Raw genomic sequence first — 24,977 nt, forward strand, 5'->3', positions numbered from 1 at the left:
GCGCGCGTCGGAACCACGACCATTGTCAATATCTCACGTATGGGCGGGTTCGGGCGTTACCGACCGGCGGCGGCGCAGGAACCCCGGGGCCCACCAGTTCCACCGGTCCAGCATGGCCATCAGGGCGGGCAGGAGCAGGCCGCGCACGATCGTCACGTCGATCACGATGGCGACCGTCATGCCGACGCCGATCTCCTTCACCGCGACCAGGCCGCCGACGGCGAAGCCCAGGAAGACGATGCCGATGCAGATCGCGGCGGCGGTGACGACCCGGCCGGAGCGGGTGATGCCGCGCAGGACGGCCCGGTTGGTGTCGGGGCGGAGGTCGTACTCCTCCTTGATCCGCGCCAGCAGGAAGACCTCGTAGTCCATGGACAGGCCGAAGATGAACACGAACAGCAGCACCGGCGTGGTCAGGTCCAGCCCGCCCCACGAGTCGAAGAACAGCGGCACCTGGCCCCAGCCCCACTGGAACAGCACGATCAGCACGCCCAGGGTGGCGGCCAGGGTCAGCAGGTTCATCAGCACGGCCTTGAGCGGGATGACCAGCGAGCCGGTCAGCGCGAACAGCAGCACCAGCGTGACCAGCAGGACGATCAGCGCGGCGGCGGGCAGCCGGGCGGCGAGCGAGGCGCGGTAGTCGACGACCTCGGCGGCCGGGCCGGTGACCCACTTCGGGAACGGGGTGGCTATGGCGCGCACGCCGCGCACCAGGGCGTAGCCCTGCGGGCCGCCGACGTCGCCTTTCGGGGTCAGGTCCAGGATCGTCCAGCCGTTGGGCACGTCCTTGCGCACGTCCTGGCGCATGACGTAGACCTGCAGGTCGCTGTTGATCCGGTTCATCAGCGTGCGGACCTCGGGTCGCTCCGGTCCGGCCTGGATCAGCACGGTGACCTGGTCCGGGGAGTTGTTGAAGAACTCGGACTGCATCGCGTCGTACGCCTGGCGCGCCTCGTTGCTGTGCGGCAGCGCCCGGGCGTCGGAGTTGGCCAGGTTGGCCCCCAGCAGGGGCGCGGCCAGGACCAGCAGGCCGACGGTCACGACCAGGGCGACGCGGGCCGGGTCGCGCTGCGCTCTCGCGGCGAGCGCGGCGAGTACCCCTTCCCGGCTCTTGAACGGCATCCGCCAGGGCAGCCGGAAGCCCTCGCCCAGCGGGCGGATCCGGCGCTTGGCCAGCGCGATCAGCGCCGGGACCAGGGTCAGCGCGGCCAGCGTCGCCAGCGCCACGACCGCGGCTCCGCCGAGCGCGACCGCGGCCAGCAGCGGCTCGGCGAAGGCGGTCAGGCCGGCCATCGTCAGCGTCACCGCCAGGCCGGAGATCGCCACCGCCCGGCCGGCCCGGTCCATGGCCACGACCAGCGCCTCGCCGGGATCGTGGCGCAGCAGCTCCTCGCGGTAGCGGGCGACGATGAGCAGCGAGTAGTCGACCGCCAGGCCGATGCCGAGCAGGGTCACCACGTTGAGCGAGTACTCGCTGACGCTGGTCGCGTGGCTCAGCCCGAGCAGCACCAGGAAAGAGCCGGTGACCCCGGTGATCGCGACGGCCAGCGGGAGCGTGGCGGCGACCACGCCGCCGAAGATCAGCAGCAGCGCGATCAGCAGCGCCGCGAACGCGATGCTCTCGCCGACGGCGAGGTCGCTCACGGACTGGTCGGCGAACGCGCGCTCGGCGAGCTTCGTGCCGCCCACCTTCACGCTGGGCGCGTCGATCTGCTCGAGGCGGGCCCGGACCTGGTCCTCGAGCGCCTCGCGCGGCGCGTCGGCGAGGCCCGGTTCGAGCTCGACCTCCACCTCGACGCTGCGGTTGTCCGCGCCGATCCGGCCGCCGGCACCGGTGTAGAGGTCCTTGACCTCCTTGACCCCGTTCATCCGGCGGATCTGCTGCGCCGCGTTGCTGACGGTGGTGACCAGGCCGGGGTCATACGGGTCACGGCCCTGGACGACGGCGATGACCAGCGAGCCGGTGGGGTCGAGCTCGTCGATGCGGTGCTTGCCGATGGCGGACTCGCTGTCGGGGCGGTTCGTGCTGGTCGTGGCCAGCCGGTCGAACAGGCCGCCGCCGAGGACGGCGCCGGCGATCGTCACCGCCAGCCAGGCGCCGACGACGACCCAGCGATAGCGGTCCATGAGCCCGCCGAGTTTCGCAAACACCGCAGTATGCAAGCACGCCGGGTGTACGGCGGGCCATCCTCCGTCCCGCTGCTACTCGCTGTTCTTGCCGCGCCCCCGGCCCCGGCCGCGGCCGGGCTTGCCCTGCGTCTGGGCCGGCGCCGGGTCGGTGGTCGACTCGGTGGGCCAGAGCGGGGTGACGGCGGCCCGGCCCGAGCCGCTCGCCGAGCCGGTCGTGGCCGCCGGCGCCGCCGGCTCCTCGTCGACGGTGTCCTCGGCGTAGGCGCGGTTGGCGGACTCGGAGGCATAGGTGCGGCCGGTCGGCTCGCCGCCGTAGGCCCGCGCCGGGGCGTAGGCGTCGGACTCCAGGTCCTTGGCCGAGTCGAGCTCCTGCACGGCGCCGACCGAGACCGGCTCCTTCGAGCGCTTCGCCGGCACGGTGGGCGACTCGTCGTCGTCCTTGCCGCGGCGGGACTCGGCGGCGTCGGCCTCGGCCAGGGCGGAGGCCCAGTCGGAATACTCCGAGGCGGCCCGGGCGTCGCGGTCGGCGGCGGCGGCCCGGCGCTCGGCCCGCGAGCGGGCGAGCGAGCCGCGCGGGCCGATCGCCGCGACGATGACGGAGCCGGCGAGGCCGGCCAGGACCGCATACGGCGTGATGACGAGCGCCGACAGGTGCTGGTCGTGCTCGTCGGGCGTGGGCATGGCCAGCAAGTATGCGACGGCGACCAGCAGCGGGCCGATCAGGCCGGAGATCGCGACGCCGACCCGGTTGTCGCCGCGGCGCCCGGCGGGCCAGGCCGCCAGCACGCCGAGGACCAGGGCCGCCGCGAGCATGAGCACGGCGGCGGGCAGGTTGACCATGCCCTTGATCCACACCGCGTCGGTGAACTGCCAGGTGCCGAGCTGGGCGGCGGCCGCGGTGTCGCCCTCGGCGTGCACCACGTCGGCGACGGCGACCACGGCGAGCGTCCACAGCCAGGCCGACGACGCGATGACGTTGGCGGCGACCGCCCGGGCGGCGAGCGCGCCGATGGCCACCAGCAGGCCGACGATCAGGCCGGCGATCGCGTAGCCGCCGGCGGTGAAATACGGCGCGGCGTTGTCCGGCCGCGGCGTGCGGGCCGGGATGGCGACCAGCGGCACGATGATCAGCGAGCCGACGGCGGCCGCGAGCGCGATGACCACCCTCCAGGCGGCGATCAGGGCCTGGCCGCCGACGCTGGCCGGGTTGGCCGGGGTGGGCCCGGCGCCGGCCAGCCGGTCGGCGCAGACCGCGCCGATCACGGTCGAGGACGCGGCGAGCCAGCACACCCAGGCCAGGCTGCTGACCCAGACGGTCGCACTGTTGCCGGTCGGCTGCCACGTGATGATGCCCAGGCCATAGCCCAGACCGAGCTGTGCGGCACCCGCGCCGGCCGCTACGCCGATCGCCGTGAATATTGAGGTTGCCCAGCTTCGTGCGGCCATGCCGCGCAGCGTACGCCCAGCCGTCCACCCCGGCGAGTTGGTGTCGTGGGAATGTCAGGCGGCGTAAAGGTGAGCGTTAGCCATGGCGCGCGGCGGGGCAAGTACGCGGACAAGCCGGACAAGGTGGTGAACTGGACGTATGTCGAACAGCCCTGCCGAAGCTTCCGGCCCGGCCGACGAGACGCAGATCCAGCCGAGCGTGGACGAGACGCGGGTGGTGCCCGGCGGCGATGCAACGCGGGTCGAGCCGGAGGCGCCGCGGTGGACGGCGCGAGCCGGGGTGCCCTCGCCCGGTGACCCGAGGCTGCGGCAGCCCGCGCCCCCGCAGGAGTGGGTGGGGGAGGAAGAAGAGGATCCGTATCAGGGGCGCGCCTGGTACACCCCGGTCGTCGTCGGCGTGGTCGCGGTCGTGCTGGTCGCCGCGCTGAGCGTCGGGCTCTGGCTGATCTACCGGGCGACCGTCAACGGGGAGAACGCGCCGGGCGAGGTGGTGGCGCCGTCCTCGGCGTCCAGCGCTGCGCCGTCGGCGGCCCCGTCGAGCGCGCCGCCCGAGTCGTCGGCGCCGCCGTCCTCGGAGGCGCCGCCCCCGTCCAGCGCCCCGCCGCCCGGCCTGGTCGTGATCCCGCCGCTGCGCGGGGACTCGCTCGCCGAGGCCACGGTGAAGCTGCAGGTGCTCGGGCTGAACGTCGAAGTGCAGCGGCGGCCCGACGACTCCCTGCCGCCGGGCGAGGTGCTGGCGACCGAGCCCGACACGGGTCAGCAGGTGCCGGCCGGCTCCACGGTCACGGTGATCGTCGCGAGCGCGCCGTCGCCCGCGCCCCCGGCTTCCCCGGCGGGCTCGCCTTCGGCCGGCTGACCCCCGGTCGCCGGCCCGGTGCTGGGGGTTGCCGCTGAACCTCGAGCCGGGCGGGGAGGTCGGTTCCCGCCCGGGCGGTCGAGGTCGAGATCTGGGGGCGGCCCGGGGTCAGCTCACGGTGGCGGGCACGCCGGCCCGCGCGGGGGTCGTGGCACGCTGGCCGCGGGCGACGTAGCCCGGCTGCAGGCCCTGGAGCTGGACGAAGATGGAGCGGCGTTCGACGGCGTCGCCGGCCGCGTTGAGCTGGTAGCCGTCCAGCCAGGCCCAGCCGTCGTAGGTCTGCCAGTCGAGCAGTCTGATCACCCGGAACAGCATGGGCTGCGTGAACTGGACGCTCGCGGCCTTCGTCACGCGCAGGACGTCACCGGTCCTCGGTAACACGGTGTGGACTCCCGTTCTTCCGTCGGCTTGTGGGGGAAGGTCGGTTTACGGCACATTCGCGGGTGCAGGGCCGTAACCGCCGACCGGTCCGATCGTTTGTCGCTGCGTCCGCCCGAGACGGATTGATCGGCCAAATGAACAATCCGTGACCCCAGCCACACGCACAGGTTGCCCGAGAACGGTGATCAATGCAACTTGCAAGACGAATATTCCACCGCAGGTATGAGTCGCCGATTGTCGTATCGGTCGCCTTGCGCGGCTTTACGATGTTGCGCTGATCTATACGTAAGTATCTACGTAGGTTCGGCGGCTCGGAGGTGCGACACGTGGCAAGTCGGCGAGGCAGCCCAACCCTCCGCCGTCGCCAGCTCGGGATGGAGCTGCGCCGGCTGAGGGAGGCCGCGCACGTGACCATCGACCACGTCGCCGAGCGGCTGGAATGCTCGGGATCCAAGATCTCCCGGATCGAGACCGGGCAGACCGGGGTCACTCCGCGTGACGTCCGCGACATGCTGGACATCTACGGGGTGGACCCCGAATACGCGGACCAGCTGCTGAAGATCGCGCGGGAGGCGCGACAGAAGGGTTGGTGGCAGCTGTACGGCGACGTGCTCACGAGCGCCTACGTCGGGCTGGAGGCCGCCGCCGACCACATGCGCTCATACGAGGCGCTCGTCGTCCCCGGCCTGCTGCAGACCGAGGAGTACGCCCAGGCCATGATCCAGGCCGCCCGCCCCGACATCGGCGCGATAGATGTCGAGAAGCGGGTGCGTGTCCGGATGGGCAGACAATCGTTACTCACTCAGGATGACCCGATTGATCTCTGGGTGGTGCTGGACGAGGCCGTCCTGCGCCGCCCGGTCGGCGGAAGGGCGGTCATGCGCCGCCAGCTCGAGCACCTGAGCCTGGCGGCGAGCTGGCCGAACGTGACCCTGCAGGTCCTGCCCTTCTCCGCCGGCTCACACGCCGGGATGGACGGGGCGTTCACGATGTTGCTGTACGACGAGTCTGCCGGGCAGAACTTCGTGTTCGCCTCGAACGCGGCCGGCGGCCTCTTTCTCGAGAAGGACGACGAGCTTCAGCGCTACGGATTCATCTTTGACTACTTGCGCGCCAACGCACTCCGTCCGGACGAGTCAGTGTCGATGTTCGTGAAGCTGACAAAGGAGCTGTAGTGGAAATCGAAGCCAAGGGCTTCAGCGTGAACCTCGAGGGTGCCGCTTGGCGCAAGAGCACCCGAAGCGGTCCGTACTCGGACAACTGCGTCGAGGTCGCGTTCGTCGGCGGAGCGGTGGCCCTCCGCGACTCGAAGGACCGGGCCGGGGCGGTGCTGCTGTTCACCCCGGAGGAGTGGCTGGCCTTCGTTGAAGGTACCAAGGACGGGGAGTTCGACCTGGCGTGAACCCACGCCGGAACCTCACCGACCGGCCCGTTTCCGCGGCATAACGCCTGCGGAGCGGGCCGGTCGTTTTTGTCGGCGAGCGTGGCCGTCGGACCGGGACCGTCGTTATAGGTATGAGTGCCGCGAATCGCACCGTATTGCGGCACTTCCCCCGAGTGAGATAAGGCTTCCTACCGTGAACATTGGCCCCGAAAATTTCGGCAACGGATCGTCGAAGACCGACGACCGTTTCTCCGGGCAACTGGGTAGCTACCGTCCGGGCGGTCGCCGGGACGGCCTCGGCGACGGGCCGCTCGACGACCTGTCCCCGCGCAACGGCTCGCCGCTCGACCGGGCGACGATGCCGCTGGACATGACGCCGCCCAAGCTGCCCGAGTCCTCGCTCGTCGCGGACCTCGGACCGCTCACCGGGGGCTCGCTCAGCTCCGGCTCGCTCGGTGGCAGCTCGCTGGGTGCCGGTTCGTTGAGTGGCAGCTCGTTGGGTAGTAGCTCGTTGAGTGGCAGCTCGCTGGGTGGTGGGCCGCTGACCGAGCCGATGTTCGGCCGCGACTCGTGGCTCGACACGCCCAGCGGGTCGATGGCCGACCACCCGCTGCTGCGCGGCCTGCTCATGGAGCTGCCGCCGAAGGGCACCATGCCGCAGCAGGAGTGGCTGGACCGCTGGTTCGAGGCGGCGCGCAGCATCCTGGAGCTGATCTATTCGCAGGAGGCGCGGTCGCTGAAGTGATGCGATGTGCGCACCTGGCTGTCTATCGACAGGTCGAACCGCACCCTGTACAAAGCAGGGAGGACTCGACCTGGGGAGGTCGGACGGGCTCCGGGTGTGCCGATCCGCGACCGGGGCCCGTCATGCACCCCGCGCCGCCCAAACCCTTTGCCCGCGCCGCCTTCGGGGCGCGGGGATGCCTCAAGACCGCCGGCCCGCGGCCGATGTGGGCAGTTGCGCAAGATCAGTGAAATCGGCCGAATGTCCGATTGGTCGCGCCACCTTCGGCGGAGGGGCGTGTCGCAAAGTTGATGGTCGACCGTGAAATGTCCGCTTAGCTTGGGTCGAGTTCGCAGGTGGTAACGGGGGAGGCAAGGGTGGTAGACGTGACCGATCTGATCTTCGCTTTCGTGAGCGGCTTCGGCCTGCTGGCCCTCAGCGTCGGCGCCTTCGGCGTGCTGGACGCCTACAACAAGCGCGGGCTCGGTGAGAAGCGGGTCGACTGGCTGATCGGTCTCTACGCCCTGGGCGTCGTCGCCAACATCGTCGCCTACGTGATGCTCGACCGCTGGTACATCGCCGCGCCGCTGGCGCTCATGCTGTGGCCGGCCGAGCGTGCCTTCGACAAGCGCGGGACCTTCAAGCGCCGCACGGCCAAGGTCGACGCGATCACCGGCCGCTGAAACGTCCGGAACCGTCCGGCCAGTTCGTGAAATATCCGACATTTTCGGATCGCGCCGGCCGAGGTAGCAGCGCCTCGGGGGACGACGAGTACGGCGCGCAGCCCCCGCCGGCCGAGGTCGCAGTGGCCGTCGACGGCCGGGCGAGTCTGCCGGGTGGCTACACGGCGAAGGTCGTGAGCGGTTCCGTCGCCGGGGGCGGCGGGGCGGCGCGCCACAGGCGGGCCTTCTGCGCGCCCAGGCGGGCCAGGTAGTTGGGGTTGAGCAGGATGTACCGGCGCCAGAGGCGCTTCGGCTCCAGGCCCAGCCGCCACAGCCACTCCAGCCCGTTGCGCTGCATCCAGGGCGGCGGGTTCTTCAGGGCGCCGGCGTGGTAGTCGAACGCCGCGCCGACCGCCAGCATGGGCGCGGCGACCAGGGGCTTCATGGCATACACGAAGATTTCCTGGCGCGGGCAGCCCAGGCCCACCATGACCACCCGCGCGCCCGAGGCCTTGATCCGGGCCGCGATCTCCTCGGGCTCGCCCGGCCGGGCCGCGCGGAACTTCGACGGCTCCGCGCCGGCGATCTTCAGGCCCGGGAAGCGGTCGTGCAGCTTGCCGGTCAGCCGGTCCAGGGTGTCCTGGGTCGAGCCGTAGAAGTAGACCGGCAGGCCCTCGGTGGCGCAGGCCTCGAGGACCTTCAGCGTCAGGTCGGGGCCGTAGACGCGGTCGGCGAGGCGGGCCCGGTGGAGCAGGTTGAGCGCCCAGCGCACCGGCTGCCCGTCGGGCGTCACCAGGTCGAACGAGTTGAGCCGGGCGCCGTGGGCCTTGTCCTGCACGCCGGTCATCACGCCGTGCACGGCCAGCGCGGTGACCGCCAGCGGCCGGCCCTCGCGGGCCGCGCTCATCACCTTGTCGACGGCGCTGTCGTAGTCGACGGCGCTGACCTCGACGCCGAGGACGTTCCGCTTGCCCTGGTCAATCACTGGCGCGCGCCTCAGGCTTCCGGGGTCCACTTGTCGACGTTGGCTTCGTAGATTTCCTGGCAGATCATCGGTACGTCGTAGACCTGCTTCCACTCGGGATAGTCCAGCTGGAAGCGCTCGTTGGACCCGATCCACCAGATGTGGTCGCCGACCCGGTTCGCCTCGTGATACTCGGTGATCATCTCGTTGCCGGTGATGCTCCCCGCGAGCGCGAAGGCCTCCAGCATCGAGGTGTTGGAGTGCCGGCCGCCGCCGAGGTTGTAGACGGCCCCCGACCGCGGGCTGCGGAAGAACGCCTCGAAAGCGTTCGTCACGTCGTGGCTGTGGATGGCGTCGCGCACCTGCTTGCCCTTGTAGCCGAACATCCGGTACGTCCGGCGCTCCATGTTGCAGCGCATCACGTATCCGAGGAAACCGTGCAGCTCGGTGGCCGAGTGGGCGGGGCCGGTCAGCGTGCCGCCCCGGAAGCAGGCGGTCTTCATGTCGAAGTAGCGCCCGTACTCCTGCACCATGACGTCCGCGGCCACCTTGGAGGCGCCGAACACGCTGTGCAGGCAGGCGTCGATCGACATGTCCTCCTTGATGCCGCTGAAGTAGGCGTGCCCCGGCTCGAGCTCCCACCGCGTTTCGAGTTCCTGGTACGGCAGCGAGTTGGGCCGGTCGCCGTAGACCTTGTTGGTCGAGCAGTGGATGAACGGCGCGTCGATGCAGTGTTCCCGCACGTTCTGCAGCAGATTGAGCGTGCCGCCGGCGTTCACGTCGAAGTCGGTGAACGGGTCCCGCACCGCCCAGTCGTGCGACGGCTGCGCCGCGGTGTGGATCACCACCGCGATGTCTTTGCCATACCGCCTGAAGATGGCGCCCAGCGCGTCCCGGTCGCGAATGTCCACGTCGTGGTGGGTGTACGACTCGCCGAGGTCACTCGTGAGGCGTACAACGTTCCACGCGGTGGAAGCCTCGGCCCCGAAGAACCGCTTCCGCATGTCGTTGTCGATGCCGACGACATCCAGCCCCAGCGAGGCGAAGTGCCGCACGGCCTCAGACCCAATTAGTCCGGCCGAACCGGTCACGAGTGCAACGCTCACGAGACCGGAGCATACAGTGAGCCCCGAGAAGGCCCTTGGCACCGCGGACCCGCCAGGGAGGCGCGCCAGCGCCGACCGGTGTCTGACGGGAGCAACGGTCGCGCGTTGCACGGACCGGAGTCATTTTTTGTACTGATGGTGTAATACCGAGAGGCCCGGTCCGAACTGGACCAGGCCTCTGACCGGTGGGGAAGGGGGGAGTTGAACCCCCACGCCCTTTCGGGCACACGGACCTGAACCGTGCGCGTCTGCCATTCCGCCACTTCCCCTTGGAGCCCTGAGAAAATACCTCCGTGAGCTCCGGCGCGCCAAAGCATAACTCTGAGCCCGACTCGGCGAAATCACCGGGTAGGCACTAGGCTCTCCTGGGCGCCACGGAAGAGTAGCACGGGCCGACCGGTCAGCTTGCATACGGGCGTGCGACGTCCGGATACCATCATGACCTCGGAACCCGAGGAGGAACCGGTGAGTGTGCTGCAGCGCTTCGAGAAGCGCCTAGAGGGCCTGGTTGAGGGGGCCTTCGCCAAGGTCTTCAAGGGGGTCGTCCACCCCGTGGAGATCCTCAACGCCATGCAACGGGAGGCGGAAGCCCACAAGGCGATTCTGGCCGGCGGGCGCACGCTCGTGCCGAATCGCTACGTGATCGACCTGTCGCCCTACGATCACAGCCGGCTGGCGCCCTACGCGGCCGCGCTCGCGCAGGAGCTCGCCCAGTCGCAGGCGGAGTTCATCGGCGAGCAGGGCTGGACGGTGTATGGCGACGTCATCGTCGAGATCGAGCGCGGCGACGGCCTCGACACCGGCATGTTCCGGGTGACCGCGGAGGTCTACACCGGCGCCGACGTGGCGCCCCCACCCACCCCGGATCCGTATGGCGGCTACAACCAGGGTGGCGGCTACGGGCCTCCGCCCGGCCCCGGCGGCCCGGCGCGCAACGTTCGACTGGTGTCCGGCGACGGGCGAAGCTACCCTCTGTCGATTGGTTCGACCGTGATCGGGCGGGGCGACCAGGCCAACATGCGCCTCCCGGATGTCGGGATCTCGCGTCGTCACGCGCGACTCGACTTCGACGGGGCGCAGGTCGTGCTGACCGATCTCGGCTCTACCAACGGCACGATGGTCAACGGTCAACGCGTCTCCGCGGTCGCGTTGAACCCGGGTGACATGATCCAGCTCGGCACGACCACGCTGACCTACCGCGTGGATGGATGACCGTACTTCACGTAGGCGGATCAGAATGAGCGCGTCGTAGATGGAATTCGTCATCACCGTTGCCCGGTACGGGCTGCTCGTGCTGCTGTGGATCTTCGTGTTCACAGTGGTGGGAGTGATCCGCCGGGATCTGTTCGCGGGCTCGCGTTCGAGCCGGATCGTCGCCGCGCCTCGGGGGGTTGGTGCGGTGTCGGCTCCTGGCCGTCCGGCGAAGGTCAAGCGGGGCAAGACCGCGAACCAGCTCTTCGTCACCGCCGGTGCGCTGGCGGGCACTCGCATCACCCTCGGCGAGGCGCCCATCACCATCGGCCGGGCGGAGGACTCGACGCTGGTGATCACTGACGACTACGCCTCCTCCAAGCACGCCCGCCTCGTGCCGCGCGCCGGCCAGTGGTATCTCGAGGATCTCGGCTCGACCAACGGGACCTACCTCGACAAGACCAAGGTCAGCGCACCGACCCCCGTCCCCCTCGGCGTGCCGATTCGCATCGGCCGCACTTCTCTCGAGTTACGGCCATGACCCTCACCTTGCGCTATGCGGCTCGCAGCGACCGCGGTCTGATTCGGAGTGGCAACCAGGACTCCGTCTACGCCGGACCGCGGCTGCTTGCTGTGGCCGACGGCATGGGCGGCATGGCCGCCGGTGACGTCGCCAGCAACATCGTCATCGCCACTATGGCGCCGCTCGACGAAGACGTGCCCGGCAACGCCATGATCGACACGCTGCGTGGTGCGGTCGATCTGGCGAACCAGCAGATCCGGGATGCGGTCGAGGAGAACCCGGCCATGGAGGGCATGGGTACAACCCTGACCGCCATGCTGTTCTCCGGCACGAAGATGGGCATGGTGCATATCGGCGACTCCCGGGCGTACCTCGTGCGCGACGGCGAGTTCGCCCAGGTCACCAAGGACGACACGTATGTCCAGATGCTCGTCGACGAGGGCCGCATCAGCCTGGAGGAGGCCAACAGCCATCCCCAGCGCTCCCTGCTGACCCGGGCGCTGGACGGCCGCGATGCCGATCCCGAATATTCGGTACGGCAGGTCAAGCCCGGCGATCGCTACCTGCTCTGCAGCGACGGGCTCTCCGGGGTGGTGAGTGCCGAGACCATCGAGGCGACGCTGCGCGAGTACGTCGACCCCAACCAGTGCGCCGGCCGCCTCATCGAGCTGGCCCTGCGCGGCGGTGGCCCCGACAACATCACCGTGATCGTCGCCGACGTGACCGACGAGGACATCGTCGAGGAGCGGCCGATCGTGGGCGGCGCCGCCGCCCAGGACCGGGGCATGGCGACGTCGGCGGACCAGTCGATGTCCTCGGCCCGGGGGGCCGCGCTCGCCGCGCCCCGCCCGCCGGTGCCCGAAGGCGACCCGGACCCGCGCTCCCACGTGAACGCCGCCTCCCGCGACCCCGAGGACGACGAGCGTCGCTCCCGGCGCCACCCGGTGCGCACGGCGGTCCTGCTCGTGGTGCTGCTCGGGCTGCTCGGCGGTGGGCTTTGGTACGGCTGGACGGTGACCCAGTCCCGCTACTACGTGGGCGCCACCGAAGACGGCCGTGTCGCGATCTTCAAGGGCGTGCCCGGCCGGATCGCGTGGCTGAAGCTGAGCACGGTCTACCAGGAGAGCGCCACGCTGCGGGTGGAGGACCTCACGCCGGCCGCCCAGGGCAATGTCCGGCAGGGCATCCAGGTCGACACGCTCGACCAGGCGCAGCGGAAGCTCACGGCGCTGGAGGACCCGGCCGACCCGGCCCGCAAGCAGCTGTGTCCGACGGGGCAGCCCTCCGCCTCGGCCTCGGAGTCCGCCTCGTTGGCGGCCCCACCCGACGGCAGCGCCTCCCCGCCGCCCGGCGGTGATCCGGCCGTGCCGCCGTCGCCGACCGTCGACGCGTCCCTGACCTCCTCGCCGACCCCGACCCCCGTGGCCAGCTGCTGAGACGTGCTGAGGCGAAAAGGAAGCCAGTCGTGACCGCCACTGCCATCCCGGCTCCGTCGCCCATGGGCGGCGGGGCGGGCATTTCCGCACCCGCCCGCCCGCGCACCCGGCGCAACGCCGAGCTGGGGTTGCTGCTCTTCGTCATCGGCATCCTCACCGTCTATGCCGCGGCCATGGAGGGCAACGCGGTCGGCTCCGTCACCCCGGACTTCTGGGTGCAGACGGCGTGTGTCGCCGCCATCTTCGGCGTCGCGCACATCGCGGTGCGCTTCCTCGCCCCCTACGCCGACCCGGTGATCCTGCCGGGCGTCGCGCTCATCAACGGCCTCGGCGTGGCGTTCCTGCGCCGGCTCGACCTGGCCAACACGAAGGCCGCGCAGCGGGCCGACCTCAGCGTGTTCACCGGCGACGGGTTCCGCCAGCTGGGCTGGACCGCCATCGCCGTGTTCGGCGCGATCGCGCTGATGTTCATCGTGCGCGATCACCGGTCGCTGTCGCGCTACGCCTACACGCTGGGCCTCACCGGCATCGTGCTGGTGCTGATCCCCGCCGTGCTGCCGGCGCGGTTCTCGGCGATCAACGGCGCGAAGCTGTGGATCATCCTGCCCGGCTTCACCATCCAGCCCGGCGAGTTCGCCAAGATCTGCCTGTTGGTGTTCTTCGCGTACTACCTGGTCCGCAAGCGCGAGGTGCTGTCCCTGGCGAGCAAGCGGTTCCTCGGCATCGACTTCCCCCGTGGCCGCGACCTCGGGCCGGTGCTGCTGGTCTGGCTGCTCTCGCTCATGGTCCTGGTGTTCGAGAAGGACCTGGGCACCTCGCTGATGTACTTCGGCCTGTTCGTCGTCACGCTCTACGTCGCCACCGAGCGGGTGAGCTGGCTGATCATCGGCATGGGCCTGTTCCTCGGCGGGGCGTTCCTGGCGTACTTCCTGGGCAAGACGGTCGGCGGGCCGTTCCTGAACTTCTCCGAGCGCGCGACCACCTGGCTCGACCCGTTCGGCGACGCGAACGACAAGGGCTACCAGCTGGTCCAGTCGCTGCTCGGGCTCGGCACGGGCGGGCTCACCGGCACCGGCCCGGGCGCCGGCCAGCCGACCAAGGTGCCCGAGGTCCGCACCGACTTCATCTTCTCCGGCATGGGCGAGGAGATCGGCCTGTTCGGGCTGACCGCGCTGCTGGTGGTCTACCTGCTGCTGGTCGAGCGGGGCCTGCGGTCGGCGATCAACGTGCGGGACTCCTTCGGCAAGCTGTTCGCCGGTGGCCTCGCGTTCACGCTGGGGTTGCAGGTGTTCGTCATCGTTGGCGGCATCAGCCAGCTCATCCCGCTGACCGGGCAGACCACGCCGTTCCTCTCGGCGGGCGGCTCGTCACTGGTGGCCAACTGGCTGCTGATCGGCCTGCTGCTGCGCATCTCCGACGCGGGTCGCCGCCCGGCCGGCGGGTCCCCGTCGATCGGCCTCGGCGGCATTGCCGGCGGGGGCGGCGGCGCACCGGTCCAGATCAAAGAGATGCCCACGGAGGTTGTCCGATGAACGCCCCGCTGCGCCGGGTCGGTGTCGTGGTCCTGGTCCTGTTCGCCCTGCTCTTCCTGAACCTGAACTACCGGCAGGTGGTCAAGGCCGACGACTACCGCACCAACTCGCACAACGGGCGGGTCCAGTCGACGGAGTACGAGCGGGCGCGCGGCAAGATCGCCGACTCCAAGGGCACGATCCTCGCCGACGCGCAGGCCACCGGCGACCAGCTGAAGTTCCTGCGGACGTACCCGCTCAAGGACGAGTACGCACATGTGCTGGGCTACAAGCCGGTCAACCTCGGCACGACCGGGCTGGAGAAGCTCAACAACGACTTCCTGATCGGCACCTCGGACAAGCAGGCGGCGGACCGGATCGCCGGCATGTTCACCGGCAAGCAGCCGGCGGGCGGCAACGTGTTGCTGACCCTCTCCAAGGCCACGCAGGACACCGCCTACCAGGCGCTGGGCACCAACAAGCTCAAGGTTCCCAGCGGTGCGATCGTGGCCATGGACCCCACCACCGGCCAGTTGCTGGCCGAGGTCTCGCTGCCGAGCTACGACCCCAACCTGCTCAGCACCCACGACACCGGCGCGGCCCTGGCCAACTACAAGAAGCTCGACGCCGACAAGTCCAAGCCGCTGCTCAACCGGGCGGTGGCGGAGATCTACCCGCCCGGCTCGACCTTCAAGATCATCACCTCGGCGGCGGCGATGACCGCTGACTCGAGCCTCACGCCCGACTCGGTCGTGCAGGGCGGCGAGCTCTACAAGCCGCCGCAGGTGTCGGACTTCCAGATCAAGAACTCGCACACCGGCGTCTGCCCCGACCAGATCACGATGCGCCAGGCGCTGACTGTGTCATGTAACACAGTCTTCGCCCGGATCGGCGTCGAGCGGGTCGGCGCCGACAAGCTCAAGTCGATGGCCCAGGCGTTCGGCTTCGAGCAGGAGCCGCGCCTCGTCGAGGACCAGGACAAGAACTACTGCGGCATCGTGGCCAGCCACACCGGCCCCATGACCGCCGGCTCCGACAACCGCGTCGACCCTCCCGCCGTGGCTCAGTCGAGCATCGGACAGCGCGAGGTGAAGATGTCTCCGCTGCAAGGCGCCATGATTGCGGCGACGGTCGCCAACAACGGCAAAGAGATGCGCCCGTATGTTGTCGACCGGCTGCAGAACGCCGACCTGTCCATCGCCGACCACACCGAACCCAAGACGCTGCGCACCCCGATCACCGCCGATGTGGCCCACGAGCTGCAGGACATGATGTTCAGCGTCGTGTCGTCCGACGACGGTACCGGTAAGAGCGCTCGCATCCCGGGTTTGCAGGTCGGTGGTAAGACCGGTACGGCGCAGGACGGCGAGGACGCGGACGACCACGGCTGGTTCATCGGCTTTGCCCTCAAGGACGGCAAGCCGATCATCGCGGTCGCGGTCTTCCTGGAAAACGCCGGCAAGGGTGGCAGCGCCGAGGCGGCTCGCATCGGTGGCGTGGTCATGAAGGCATACGCGGACGAAAAGGGCATTCGATAATGAGGTGCGCGACATGTTGAGCGCCGGCACCACCCTGGGCGGGCGCTACCGCCTGGACGAGCGCATTGCCGGCGGCGGGATGGGCGACGTGTGGCGGGGCACCGACGAGGTGCTCGGCCGCACGGTGGCGATCAAGGTGCTGCTGCCCGCGCTGCTGGAGGAGCCTGGCTTCGCCGAGCGCTTCCGGGGCGAGGCGCGCACCATGGCCACGATCAACCACCCCGGCGTCGTGGACATCTACGACTACGGCAGCGAGAACGGCACCGCCTTCCTGATCATGGAGTACGTAGAGGGCGACGCGCTCTCCCGCACCCTGTCCCGGGTCGGCCGGCTCACCCCGGCGCGGGCCATGGCGCTCATCGCCCAGGCCGCCGACGCGCTGCAGGCCGCGCACGAGAAGGGCATCGTCCACCGCGACGTGAAGCCCGGCAACCTGCTCGTCCGCCCCAACGGCACGCTCGTGCTCACCGACTTCGGCATCGCCCGCTCGGCCGCCGTGGCGCAGCTCACCGCGGCCGGCTCGGTGCTGGGCACCGCCTCCTACATCTCGCCCGAGCAGGCCTCCGGCGCGCAGGCCACGCCGCTGTCCGACGTGTACGCGCTCGGCGTGGTGGCCTACCAGTGCCTGTCCGGCGTGCGGCCGTTCGAGGGCGAGAACCCGCTCGAGATCGCGATGCGGCACGTGCGCGACCTGCCGCCACAGCTGCCGGTGGACATCCCGCCGCCGGTCGCGCAGCTGGTGGAGCGGTCCATGGCCAAGGACCCGGCGGCCCGCTGGCCGAGCGCCGCGGCGATGGCCCAGGCCGCCCGGCGCGTGTCGGGGCAGCTCGCCGGCGGCACGGCCACCGGCCCCGCCGTGGCGCCGCCGGTCGGCGTGCCGATGGGCCCGCCCGGATCGCCGGCCGGGCCGCGCAACCCGATCTCCGGGCCGCCGATCTCCGGCGGTCCCGTCTCGCCCGGCTACGGCCCGGGGCCGATCTCCGGCGCGCCGATGTCCGGCCCGCCGACCTCCGGCGCGGGCGGCACCCGGATCATGCCCGGCGCGATGCCGGCCGGGTCCGGCGCGGCGGCCGGCCTCGGCGGGCACCAGGCGCGCGGCGCGGCCGGCGTGCCTCCGCCGCCGTCGCGGGGCGACACCGCGACGTTCCTCGGCTCGACCGGCGGCTACCAGCCCCCACCGCCCTCGGGCGGCGGTTCCGGTTCCGGTCCCGGCCGTCCGGGCAAGCGCAACAACAACCTGATGATCATCGGCGTGGCGGCGATCGTGCTGCTGGTGCTGATCGGCGTCGGCGGCATCTACCTGGCCACCAGCGGCAACGACAAGCCGGACAGCAACGTCGGGAACAACGCCACCTCGGCGGCGGCCACGCAGGCCGCCTCGCCCACGCCGGCCAAGGGCACCGGCCGGCCGGTGAACGTGGAATGCAACCCGCTCCAGCCGGCGGACATCTTCGCCAACGAGCTCAAGCGGCGCAACATGACGGTCAACCAGGTCGACCAGCCCACCAAGGGCAGGTTCCCGAACCAGATCGTCAAGGTCGACCCGTGCGGCCGGAACGTCCCCGAGGGCAGCACGATCACGCTGTACGTCAACCGGGGCACGATCGACGAAGAGCCGACCTCGGCGCCGGCCGGCGGCGGCCAGCCGCCCGCTTCGTCGGCACCGGCCGGGCCGGGCCCCGATGCCAGCGTGACGTGCGCGCCGCCGAAGATCCTCGTCAACGGCCAGTGCCTCGGCGCGTGAACATCCCATAACGGCCGGAAAAGATCGGAATGTGTTCTCGTCGCAAGACGTGGCAAGGTAAGAGTCGATGACCGAAGGACGACACGACATGACCGCCCAGCCGCGCCTCCTCGGCGGCCGTTACCAGGTCGGGGAGCTGCTCGGCTATGGCGGTATGGCCGAGGTCCATCGGGGTCGCGACCTGCGGCTCGGCCGCGACGTCGCGATCAAGACGCTGCGCACCGACCTCGCTCGCGACGCCACCTTCCAGCTGCGGTTCCGCCGGGAGGCGCAGAACGCCGCCTCCCTCAACCACCCCGCGATCGTCGCCGTCTACGACACCGGCGAGGAGCGCGGGCCGGCGGGCGAGGAACTGCCGTACATCGTCATGGAGTTCGTCAACGGCCGCACCCTCAAAGAGGTGCTCGCGGCCGAGGGGCGGCTCATGCCCCGGCGGGCTCTGGAGATCACCGCGGACATTTGCGCCGCGCTGGAGTTCAGCCACCGGCACGGGATCATCCACCGCGACATCAAGCCGGGCAACGTGATGCTCACGCAGACCGGCCAGGTCAAGGTGATGGACTTCGGCATCGCCCGGGCGCTGGCCAGCGGCGCGACCACGATGACGCAAACGTCGGCGGTGATCGGCACCGCGCAGTACCTCTCGCCGGAGCAGGCCCGCGGCGAGCCCGTGGACGCCCGCAGCGACGTGTATGCGACCGGTTGCGTGCTGTTCGAGCTGCTCTGCGGCCACCCGCCGTTCGTCGGTGACAACCCGGTCTCGGTGGCGTATCAGCACGTGCGCGAGGATCCGCGGCCGCCGAGCGCCAGCAACCGCGACGTCACGCCCGAGATCGACGCGGTCGTGCTCAAGGCGCTGGCGAAGAACCCGCTCAACCGGTATCAGTCGGCCGGCGAGATGCGCGCCGACGTCATGCGCGCCGCCGCCGGCCGCCCGGTCTCGGCGCCGCCGGTGATGACCGAGGAGGAGATGGCCTCGGTCATGGCGGCGCAGCAGACGACGGCATACCGGCCGTCGCCGACCTCGCGCCAGCCGTCCCGGGCCAACCAGCGGCAGAAGCGCAAGAGCTCCACCGGCTTGGTGGTGGCGCTGACCGCCCTGACACTGGTGGCGGTCGCGGCGCTGTCGATCGGGCTGTACCTGGCCAACCAGGAGCCGCTGGTGCCGGTCCCCGGCATCACCGGGCGCTCCGAGACCGATGCCGCGGCCGCGCTGGGCCAGTCCAAGCTCCGCGGCGACCCGCGGCCCGGCTCGACGGAGAACTGCACGGCGGGCACGGTGCTCACCCAGAGCCCGATCGCCGGCGAGAAGGTCAAGCAGGGCACGCAGGTCGACTACACGGTGTGCGGCGCGCCGTCGAAGGTGGCCGTGCCGGCGCTGACCCGGCTGACCAAGGACGAGGCGAACCGCCAGCTGCAGCAGGCGAACCTCAAGCCGCAGTTCATGGATCGCGACGGGGTCGAGCCGAAGGACGAGGTGACCGGGTCCGAGCCGGAGGCGGGCACGCAGGTGACGCCGGGCTCGACGGTCATCGTCTACATCTCCAGGAACAACCAGGCGGTCCTGCCGAACATCGTCGACAAGACCCCGGCCCAGGCCGAGGCGGCTCTGGAGCAGGCCGGCTTCATGAACCACACCACGACCAACGTGGTGGTCACCGACGACAGCAAGGTCGGCCTGGTGGTGGGCGCGAAGCAGAGCGTCGGCAAGACGTATCTGAAGACGGAGCAGATCGTGCTCCGCATCGGCCAGGCGGACAACAGCAGCCCGACGGCCAACCCCTCCGGCTCGGTCAAGCCGAGCGGCAGCGCGACCCCCTGACATCTGCTACGTTGCGTGCCCTGTGGATAACTGGCTAGTTATCCACAGGGTTGTCCACAGCTCTCCCCGCCCCTGTGCGTTCTGGCGCGCCTTCGAGGCGACCCGTCATGACGCTTCGAGTTGTGCCCGTCACTGAGTGAGCGGCCGATGGCCAGACACGGCTCGGGTCTGCACCCGCCGGTGCCGGTCGTCGTGCTGGCGCATCGGCGACGGCTGCGGTGGCAACCAACCCGCGCGAGCCCTCGCCCGCGTTCCGCCCGGGGCGGTCGGCAACTCCACCGGACACGGGGCATAGCGACTGGAACTCTCCGCGATCATGCCGCAGCCACCGTCCGGATTACACGTTTTCCATGATCGTGGAAGGATTATGTACCCATAGGTACCATATGGTTCCGCGATCATGAAAAACCCGCCGCGCACTAGCGAGCGCCGCATGATCACGGAGAGATTCGTTCGCTCCGGCCGCGGCCGACAGTCACGACGCCTCGGCGGCGTGCCTGCCGGACGGTTGCGATCATCCGACCGGGACCGGCAATTTCCGGCTCGACCGCGCCGAGCGACTTGGCCGTGGCGGCACCGCCCTTCGAGCGAAGCCGATCGAGGGCTGGGCTTGGGGGCTTGGCACCGCGGGCCTGGCAGGGGCGGGGCCGCCCTTTAGGCAGGCCCCGGCCCGGTGTCTGGCGGGAGCAACGGTCTGTCAGTGACGCGGCCCGAGCCAGGAATTATTTCTGGACGGCCCGGAGCAGGACCGATGCCACGTCCACGACCTCGACGTCCTCCGGGGCGGCGCCGGCGGCCTTCTTGCCGGTGACGCCGTCGCCGAGCATCGTCAGGCAGAACGGGCAGGCGACCGCGACCGTCTTGGCGCCGGTCGACAGGGCCTCCTCGACGCGCTCGACGTTGATGCGCTTGCCGATGCGCTCCTCCATCCACATGCGGGCGCCGCCGGCGCCGCAGCAGAAGGAGCGTTCCGCGAAGCGGTCCATTTCTACCAGGCCGGAGTCGTCGCGGGAGGGGCCGGCCACCGCGCCGAGGACCTCGCGGGGTGGGGCGAAGACGCGGTTGTGGCGGCCCAGGTAGCACGGGTCGTGGTAGGTCACCGCGCCGTCGAGCGGCTGGACCGGGGTCAGGCGGCCGGCGCTGACGAGCTGGGCGAGCAGCTGGGTGTGGTGTATGACCTCGTAGTGGCCGCCGAGCTGGCCGTATTCGTTGGAGAGCGTGTTGAAGCAGTGCGGGCAGGTGGCCACGATCCGCTTCACGCCGGCCTCGTTGAGGGTCTCGACGTTCTGCTGGGCGAGCATCTGGAAGACGAACTCGTTGCCGATGCGGCGGGCCGGGTCGCCGGTGCAGGTCTCGCCCTGGCCGAGGATCGCGAACTTCACGCCGGCCTCGTGCAGCAGGGTCGCCACGGCGCGGGTGGTCTTCTTCGCGCGGTCCTCGAAGGCTCCCGCGCAGCCGACCCAGAAGAGGTACTCGTAGTCGCCCTCCTCGACCTCCGCCACGTTGGGGACCTCGAAGCCCAGGCCCTTGGTCCAGTCGTCGCGGGTGGATTGGGCGGCGCCCCACGGGTTGCCCTTGTTCTCCAGGTTGCGCAGCATGACGCCGGCCTCGGTCGGGAAGTTCGACTCGATGAGCAGCTGGTAGCGGCGCATGTCGACGATGTGGTCCACGTGCTCGATGTCCACCGGGCACTGCTCGACGCAGGCGCCGCAGGTGGTGCACGACCACAGCACGTCGGGGTCGATGACGCCCTGCTCGTCGACGCCGCCGATGAGCGGGCGGTCCTTCTCGGCCAGCGCCAGGACGTTGACCTTGGCCAGCGCCTCCTCGGTCGCCGTTTCGCCGCCGGCCAGCAGATACGGCGCCTTGGCGTAGGCGTGGTCGCGCAGGTTGAGGATGAGCAGCTTCGGCGACAGCGGCTTGCCGGTGTTCCAGGCCGGGCACTGCGACTGGCACCGGCCGCACTCGGTGCAGGTGGTGAAGTCGAGCATGCCCTTCCAGCTGAACTGCTCGACCGTGGCGACGCCGAACTGGTCCTTGTCCGGGTCGGCCTCCTCGAAGTCCAGCGGCTTTCCGTTGCTGGTCATCGGGCGCAGCGCGCCCAGGCCGGAGCCTTTGCGGCCGGGGGCGCGCTTGAAGAAGATGTTGAAGAACGCGAGGAACCGGTGCCAGGCGACGCCCATCGTGATGTTGCTGGCGATCACGATGACCCAGGCCATCGAGACGATGATCTTCACCATGGCGATCAGGCTCACCGCGGCCGGCCAGGCCGGCAGCACCGAGCCGAGCGCGTGGCTGAGCGGCGCGGCCCAGACCGGCCACTCCAGCTCGCCGTTGGCGGCCTTGAAGCCGCGGATGAGGAAGCCGCAGATCAGCACCGCGAGGATCGTGTACTCGACGTAGTACGCCTGCCACATCGTCGAGCCGGTGAAGCGGGACCGGCGCTCGGGCTTGCGCGGGAGGTTGCGCAGCCGGATGCCGATCAGCACCAGGATGCCGATGAAGCCGAGCGCCCCGATCCACTCGGTGACCAGGCCGTAGAGGCCCCAGCCGCCGATCAGCGGCAGACCGTTGGACGGCTTGACGGCCTCGAAGTAGGCCTCGAGGACCAGCAGGGAGAGCGTGATGAACGCGACCATCACGAACCAGTGCGCGGCGCCGACCACCGTCCAGCGCAGCATCCGGGTGTGCCCGAGGGTCTCGGCGAGCATGTTCCGCAGCCGCAGGCCCTTGCGGTCACCGCGGGTCGGGTCGGGCTGGCCCAGGCGCACCACGGCGAGCATCCGCCGCACGGTCCGCACGACGAGGACCACCGCCACGACGGTGATCGCCGCCGCGACACAGGTCGCGACGATCTGGACTGCACCCATGCGGAATCCTCCCAGCGATCCGGGGCCGAACCACCTCTCAAGAGACCTTAGTCCCCTTGTTACCCGTGGGTAACGTGAGGTGGGTCGCAGCAAACGCTAGGTCACGGGGCCGGGGGAGACCATCTCCACACCGCAAGTTGTGACACATTCGGCCCCCTCGGCGGACCGAGGGGGCGGACGGCTCAGCGGCTCAGCGCCACTTGGAGAAGACGGCGAGCGACGCCACCAGGAACCCGAAGCCGATGGCGAGGTTCCAGTACTTCAGGTCGGCCAGCGTGGAGAGCCAGTCGACGTCGAAGAAGCCCTGCGTCAGGTAGTAGGACACCAGCCACGCGATGCCGATCACGACGAACGCCACCGCCAGCGCCGGCACCCAGGTGGGGCTCGGGCGGCGCCTGACCGCCGCCGTCTCCTGCGGGCGCAGCTCCGCGGGGGGCGTGTAGACCTTCTTCTTGCGAACTGTCGACTTCGGCACGGCGCTCTCCTGGAGGGGTCGTCTGGCCAACACTATCCATTGACGCCGCCACCTCCGCCAGCGTCGGCCTGAATAATGTTCTGCGACTAGCGTAGTCAAGTCGGCACGCGCGCGTGGGGAGGGGTCGTGGTCGAGTACACATCCGGCGGCTCCTCGTGGTCGCGCGCCGTGCGCCGGCTCGGCCGGGCCATGCTGCCGCGCCGCCGCTCGCGCCGCGGTTTTGCCTGGTCGGTGCTCACGCCCGTGGTGCTGGTGGTGGCCGGGACGCTGTTCTCGCTGAGCGCCAAGACCGCCCAGGGCACCGATCTGCGCGACGATCGCCGGCCGGAGCTGACCAACCTGATCAGCCAGCGCAAGCAGGAGATCGCCGCGGCCCGGGACCGGGCCGCCCGGCTGCGCGCCCAGGTCGACGCCCAGCAGCAGCGCCAGGCCGGCGCCGACGGCCAGGTCGACGCGCAGCGCCGGCGCGGCGACGCGCAGCAGGCCGCCGCCGGGCTGACCGCCGTGCACGGCCCCGGCGTGCGGGTCGTGCTCGACGACGCGCCGCGGCGCGCGGACGGCACCCGGCCGGTCGGCGCCACCCCCGACGATCTGGTCGTCCACCAGCAGGACGTACAGGCCGTGGTCAATGCGCTGTGGTCCGGCGGGGCGGAGGCCATGACGCTGATGGGGGTCCGGGTCATATCGACGAGCGCGGTACGCTGCGTGGGTAACACCCTGCTGCTGGACGGGCAGGTCTATTCGCCACCCTTCGAGATCGCCGCGATCGGCGACCAGACGCGGCTGCAACGCGCACTCGAGACCTCCGCGGGGGTCCGGCTGTTCAGCGAGGCCGCCGAGACCTTCGGGCTCGGCTACCAGGTGACGTTGGAGGCAGACGTGCAGGCCAGGGCATACGACGGCTCGACGGCGCTGCGCGCCGCACGGTCCGGGTCCTGACCGGGGCGGCACCTGTGGAGCACCTTCCCCGCCACCGCGCGCTCGACCAGGACGACATCGCCACCACGGTGATGCCCCGGCTCATCATCGAGGATCCGGGTGACAAGACCGCCGTGATTCCCAAAGTCGCCCCGGAGCCGGCGGAAACCGCCTATATTCCGAAAATTAGTGAGCCTTCCGCGTCCGCCCCTGCCGCGGAACCGAAACTTCCACCGACTCCCCCCACCCCCGACGCCAAGCCGGACGCACCGAAGGGCACCATCGTCGTGCCGCTGCGCCCGGTCCGCACCGAGGAAGGGTACCGGAGCGTGTACTCCGAATATACGAGGACGACGGCCGGCTCGGTCATCCGCGCCATCAGCCGCGGCACGGGCGAGGTGCTGATCACCTTCGGCCTGATCGTCCTGCTGTTCGCGGGCTACGAGGTGTGGGGCAAGTCGGCGATCGTCGACGCGCACCAGGACGAGCTCAACCGGCAGCTCGAGCAGCAGTGGGCCCAGCCGACGGTCGGCCCGACGGCGGCGCCGGCGGTGGTCAAGCCGGCCAACGGCGCCGTGATCGCCTCCGTCCACATCCCCCGGCTGGACAAGAAGTGGGCGGTCGTGCAGGGCGTCACCCCGGCCGACATCCGCTACGCGCCCGGCCACTACCCCGACACGGCCCTGCCCGGGCAGATCGGCAACTTCTCGATGGCCGGCCACCGCACGCCGGCCATCTGGTGGGACCTCGACCAGCTCAAGGCCGGCGATTCGGTCGTCGTCAAGACCGCCGATACCTGGTACGTCTACACCGTCACCGGCCACGAGATCGTCGTGCCGACCGCCGTCCAGGTGGTGGCGCCCGTGCCCGACAAACCGGGCGAAACACCCACCAAAGCGATGCTGACGATGACCACCTGCAACCCGAAGTTCAACAACTACCAGCGGCTCGTCGTGCACGCCGAGCTCACCCGGACGCAGCCGGTCTCCGACGGCGACCCGGCCGAGCTGAAGGGCTGAGCGCGGCATGTATTCCTGGATCTGGCGGCACATCCCGTTTCGGCAGTGGCAGCTCAAGACGCTCGTCTCGGTGGTGCTCGCCGCCGCGTTCGGCGCGCTGCTGTGGTATCAGATCTTCCCGGCCGTCGAGCCGCTCCTGCCGTTCGACGACGTGCAGGTGGAGACCACCGACCCCGGCGCGGACACCACGATCGAGAGCCCGGCCCCGCGGCCGTCGGCCCCGGCCAGCGCGCCGGTCACGGGCACTGTCCCGCCCGCCGTGCTGCCGAGTTAGGCT

The 24,977-nt window shown here is 70.3% G+C and carries 22 protein-coding genes and 1 tRNA gene; 15 read left to right on the forward strand and 8 right to left on the reverse strand.

Annotation, left to right across the window (positions count from 1 at the left end; translation table 11 throughout):
• Positions 1-33 precede the first annotated feature (33 nt).
• Together ACQPXD_RS00245 and ACQPXD_RS00250 are read right to left on the reverse strand one after the other, a co-directional pair.
• Complete coding sequence (locus tag ACQPXD_RS00245) at positions 34-2,151, reverse strand: MMPL family transporter (RefSeq protein WP_432833599.1); 2,118 nt, start codon at positions 2,149-2,151, stop codon at positions 34-36.
• Positions 2,152-2,202: 51 nt separating this feature from the next.
• Complete coding sequence (locus tag ACQPXD_RS00250) at positions 2,203-3,576, reverse strand: hypothetical protein (protein ID WP_432833601.1); 1,374 nt, start codon at positions 3,574-3,576, stop codon at positions 2,203-2,205.
• 139 nt (positions 3,577-3,715) lie between these two features.
• Here ACQPXD_RS00250 and ACQPXD_RS00255 point away from each other — a divergent pair, with 139 nt between their 5' ends.
• Positions 3,716-4,432 carry a PASTA domain-containing protein gene (locus tag ACQPXD_RS00255; protein ID WP_432833602.1) on the forward strand — a complete coding sequence of 239 codons (717 nt, stop codon included), beginning with the start codon at positions 3,716-3,718 and terminating at the stop codon, positions 4,430-4,432.
• A 108-nt stretch (positions 4,433-4,540) separates the two neighbouring features.
• Here ACQPXD_RS00255 and ACQPXD_RS00260 read toward each other — a convergent pair whose 3' ends face one another.
• A complete protein-coding gene (locus ACQPXD_RS00260; protein WP_432833604.1) occupies positions 4,541-4,813 on the reverse strand; it encodes a hypothetical protein in 273 nt (90 codons plus the stop codon).
• A 374-nt stretch (positions 4,814-5,187) separates the two neighbouring features.
• On the opposite strand from ACQPXD_RS00260, the gene ACQPXD_RS00265 reads away from it, so the two are divergent.
• The 4 genes from ACQPXD_RS00265 (at position 5,188) to ACQPXD_RS00280 (ending at position 7,604) form a co-directional block, all read left to right on the forward strand.
• Complete coding sequence (locus ACQPXD_RS00265) at positions 5,188-5,988, forward strand: helix-turn-helix domain-containing protein (protein WP_432833605.1); 801 nt, start codon at positions 5,188-5,190, stop codon at positions 5,986-5,988.
• On the forward strand, positions 5,988-6,215 hold the full coding sequence (locus tag ACQPXD_RS00270) for a DUF397 domain-containing protein (protein WP_432833607.1): 228 nt from the start codon (positions 5,988-5,990) through the stop codon (positions 6,213-6,215). Before ACQPXD_RS00265 ends, ACQPXD_RS00270 begins: the two co-directional genes overlap by 1 nt.
• Before the next feature lie 175 nt (positions 6,216-6,390).
• Positions 6,391-6,942, forward strand: coding sequence for a hypothetical protein (locus tag ACQPXD_RS00275; RefSeq protein WP_432833609.1), 552 nt, complete (start codon positions 6,391-6,393; stop codon positions 6,940-6,942).
• 365 nt (positions 6,943-7,307) lie between these two features.
• Complete coding sequence (locus ACQPXD_RS00280) at positions 7,308-7,604, forward strand: hypothetical protein (RefSeq protein ID WP_432833611.1); 297 nt, start codon at positions 7,308-7,310, stop codon at positions 7,602-7,604.
• A 157-nt stretch (positions 7,605-7,761) separates the two neighbouring features.
• On the opposite strand, the gene ACQPXD_RS00285 is transcribed toward ACQPXD_RS00280, so the two are convergent.
• The 3 genes from ACQPXD_RS00285 to ACQPXD_RS00295 all read right to left on the reverse strand — a co-directional run bounded on the left by ACQPXD_RS00285 (position 7,762) and on the right by ACQPXD_RS00295 (position 9,922).
• Complete coding sequence (locus ACQPXD_RS00285; protein WP_432844354.1) at positions 7,762-8,565, reverse strand: WecB/TagA/CpsF family glycosyltransferase; 804 nt, start codon at positions 8,563-8,565, stop codon at positions 7,762-7,764.
• Between the two features lie 14 nt (positions 8,566-8,579).
• Complete coding sequence (locus ACQPXD_RS00290; RefSeq protein WP_432833613.1) at positions 8,580-9,653, reverse strand: NAD-dependent epimerase/dehydratase family protein; 1,074 nt, start codon at positions 9,651-9,653, stop codon at positions 8,580-8,582.
• Positions 9,654-9,839: 186 nt separating this feature from the next.
• Positions 9,840-9,922, reverse strand: a tRNA-Leu gene (locus ACQPXD_RS00295).
• A gap of 169 nt (positions 9,923-10,091) precedes the next feature.
• On the opposite strand from ACQPXD_RS00295, the gene ACQPXD_RS00300 reads away from it, so the two are divergent.
• From ACQPXD_RS00300 to pknB, 7 genes are all read left to right on the forward strand, one after another.
• A complete protein-coding gene (locus ACQPXD_RS00300) occupies positions 10,092-10,865 on the forward strand; it encodes an FhaA domain-containing protein (protein ID WP_432833615.1) in 774 nt (257 codons plus the stop codon).
• Between the two features lie 40 nt (positions 10,866-10,905).
• The gene (locus ACQPXD_RS00305; RefSeq protein WP_432833617.1) at positions 10,906-11,385 is read left to right on the forward strand and encodes an FHA domain-containing protein FhaB/FipA; all 480 of its coding nucleotides are present in this window, start codon (positions 10,906-10,908) and stop codon (positions 11,383-11,385) included.
• Positions 11,382-12,803: a BofC C-terminal domain-containing protein gene (locus ACQPXD_RS00310; protein ID WP_432833619.1), complete on the forward strand. Its 1,422-nt coding sequence runs from the start codon at positions 11,382-11,384 to the stop codon at positions 12,801-12,803. The genes ACQPXD_RS00305 and ACQPXD_RS00310 overlap by 4 nt, the downstream gene beginning before the upstream one ends.
• Before the next feature lie 62 nt (positions 12,804-12,865).
• The gene (locus ACQPXD_RS00315; protein WP_432844356.1) at positions 12,866-14,335 is read left to right on the forward strand and encodes an FtsW/RodA/SpoVE family cell cycle protein; all 1,470 of its coding nucleotides are present in this window, start codon (positions 12,866-12,868) and stop codon (positions 14,333-14,335) included.
• The gene (locus tag ACQPXD_RS00320; RefSeq protein ID WP_432833621.1) at positions 14,332-15,852 is read left to right on the forward strand and encodes a peptidoglycan D,D-transpeptidase FtsI family protein; all 1,521 of its coding nucleotides are present in this window, start codon (positions 14,332-14,334) and stop codon (positions 15,850-15,852) included. The genes ACQPXD_RS00315 and ACQPXD_RS00320 overlap by 4 nt, the downstream gene beginning before the upstream one ends.
• 13 nt (positions 15,853-15,865) lie before the next feature.
• Positions 15,866-17,596, forward strand: a complete 1,731-nt coding sequence (locus ACQPXD_RS00325; protein WP_432844358.1) for a serine/threonine-protein kinase — start codon at positions 15,866-15,868, stop codon at positions 17,594-17,596.
• Positions 17,597-17,684: 88 nt separating this feature from the next.
• Positions 17,685-19,418, forward strand: coding sequence for a Stk1 family PASTA domain-containing Ser/Thr kinase (pknB, locus tag ACQPXD_RS00330; protein WP_432844360.1), 1,734 nt, complete (start codon positions 17,685-17,687; stop codon positions 19,416-19,418).
• Between the two features lie 722 nt (positions 19,419-20,140).
• On the opposite strand, the gene ACQPXD_RS00335 is transcribed toward pknB, so the two are convergent.
• Positions 20,141-22,288: a (Fe-S)-binding protein gene (locus ACQPXD_RS00335; protein WP_432833623.1), complete on the reverse strand. Its 2,148-nt coding sequence runs from the start codon at positions 22,286-22,288 to the stop codon at positions 20,141-20,143.
• 190 nt (positions 22,289-22,478) lie between these two features.
• On the reverse strand, positions 22,479-22,763 hold the full coding sequence (locus tag ACQPXD_RS00340; protein WP_432833625.1) for a cell division protein CrgA: 285 nt from the start codon (positions 22,761-22,763) through the stop codon (positions 22,479-22,481).
• A gap of 189 nt (positions 22,764-22,952) precedes the next feature.
• On the opposite strand from ACQPXD_RS00340, the gene ACQPXD_RS00345 reads away from it, so the two are divergent.
• From ACQPXD_RS00345 to ACQPXD_RS00355, 3 genes are read left to right on the forward strand one after another with little or no spacing between them, the layout of a single operon-like run.
• Positions 22,953-23,702: a DUF881 domain-containing protein gene (locus tag ACQPXD_RS00345; protein WP_432844362.1), complete on the forward strand. Its 750-nt coding sequence runs from the start codon at positions 22,953-22,955 to the stop codon at positions 23,700-23,702.
• Positions 23,703-23,716: 14 nt separating this feature from the next.
• Positions 23,717-24,700, forward strand: a complete 984-nt coding sequence (locus tag ACQPXD_RS00350) for a class E sortase (protein ID WP_432833627.1) — start codon at positions 23,717-23,719, stop codon at positions 24,698-24,700.
• 7 nt (positions 24,701-24,707) lie between these two features.
• Positions 24,708-24,974, forward strand: a complete 267-nt coding sequence (locus ACQPXD_RS00355) for a hypothetical protein (protein ID WP_432833629.1) — start codon at positions 24,708-24,710, stop codon at positions 24,972-24,974.
• Positions 24,975-24,977: the final 3 nt, after the last annotated feature.

The organism is Dactylosporangium sp. CA-092794 (genome assembly GCF_050948465.1).
In the GTDB taxonomy this organism is placed as follows: Bacteria; Actinomycetota; Actinomycetes; order Mycobacteriales; family Micromonosporaceae; genus Dactylosporangium.

Coding starts and splice junctions, on each gene's coding strand:
- ACQPXD_RS00310 (WP_432833619.1), top strand. CDS start 11,382: ATGACCCTCACCTTGCGCTATGCGGCTCGCAGCGACCGCGGTCTGATT.
- ACQPXD_RS00325 (WP_432844358.1), top strand. CDS start 15,866: ATGTTGAGCGCCGGCACCACCCTGGGCGGGCGCTACCGCCTGGACGAG.
- ACQPXD_RS00250 (WP_432833601.1), bottom strand. CDS start 3,576: ATGGCCGCACGAAGCTGGGCAACCTCAATATTCACGGCGATCGGCGTA.
- ACQPXD_RS00320 (WP_432833621.1), top strand. CDS start 14,332: ATGAACGCCCCGCTGCGCCGGGTCGGTGTCGTGGTCCTGGTCCTGTTC.
- pknB (WP_432844360.1), top strand. CDS start 17,685: ATGACCGCCCAGCCGCGCCTCCTCGGCGGCCGTTACCAGGTCGGGGAG.
- ACQPXD_RS00345 (WP_432844362.1), top strand. CDS start 22,953: ATGCTGCCGCGCCGCCGCTCGCGCCGCGGTTTTGCCTGGTCGGTGCTC.
- ACQPXD_RS00315 (WP_432844356.1), top strand. CDS start 12,866: ATGGGCGGCGGGGCGGGCATTTCCGCACCCGCCCGCCCGCGCACCCGG.
- ACQPXD_RS00335 (WP_432833623.1), bottom strand. CDS start 22,288: ATGGGTGCAGTCCAGATCGTCGCGACCTGTGTCGCGGCGGCGATCACC.
- ACQPXD_RS00355 (WP_432833629.1), top strand. CDS start 24,708: ATGTATTCCTGGATCTGGCGGCACATCCCGTTTCGGCAGTGGCAGCTC.
- ACQPXD_RS00255 (WP_432833602.1), top strand. CDS start 3,716: ATGTCGAACAGCCCTGCCGAAGCTTCCGGCCCGGCCGACGAGACGCAG.
- ACQPXD_RS00300 (WP_432833615.1), top strand. CDS start 10,092: ATGACCTCGGAACCCGAGGAGGAACCGGTGAGTGTGCTGCAGCGCTTC.
- ACQPXD_RS00265 (WP_432833605.1), top strand. CDS start 5,188: ATGGAGCTGCGCCGGCTGAGGGAGGCCGCGCACGTGACCATCGACCAC.
- ACQPXD_RS00305 (WP_432833617.1), top strand. CDS start 10,906: ATGGAATTCGTCATCACCGTTGCCCGGTACGGGCTGCTCGTGCTGCTG.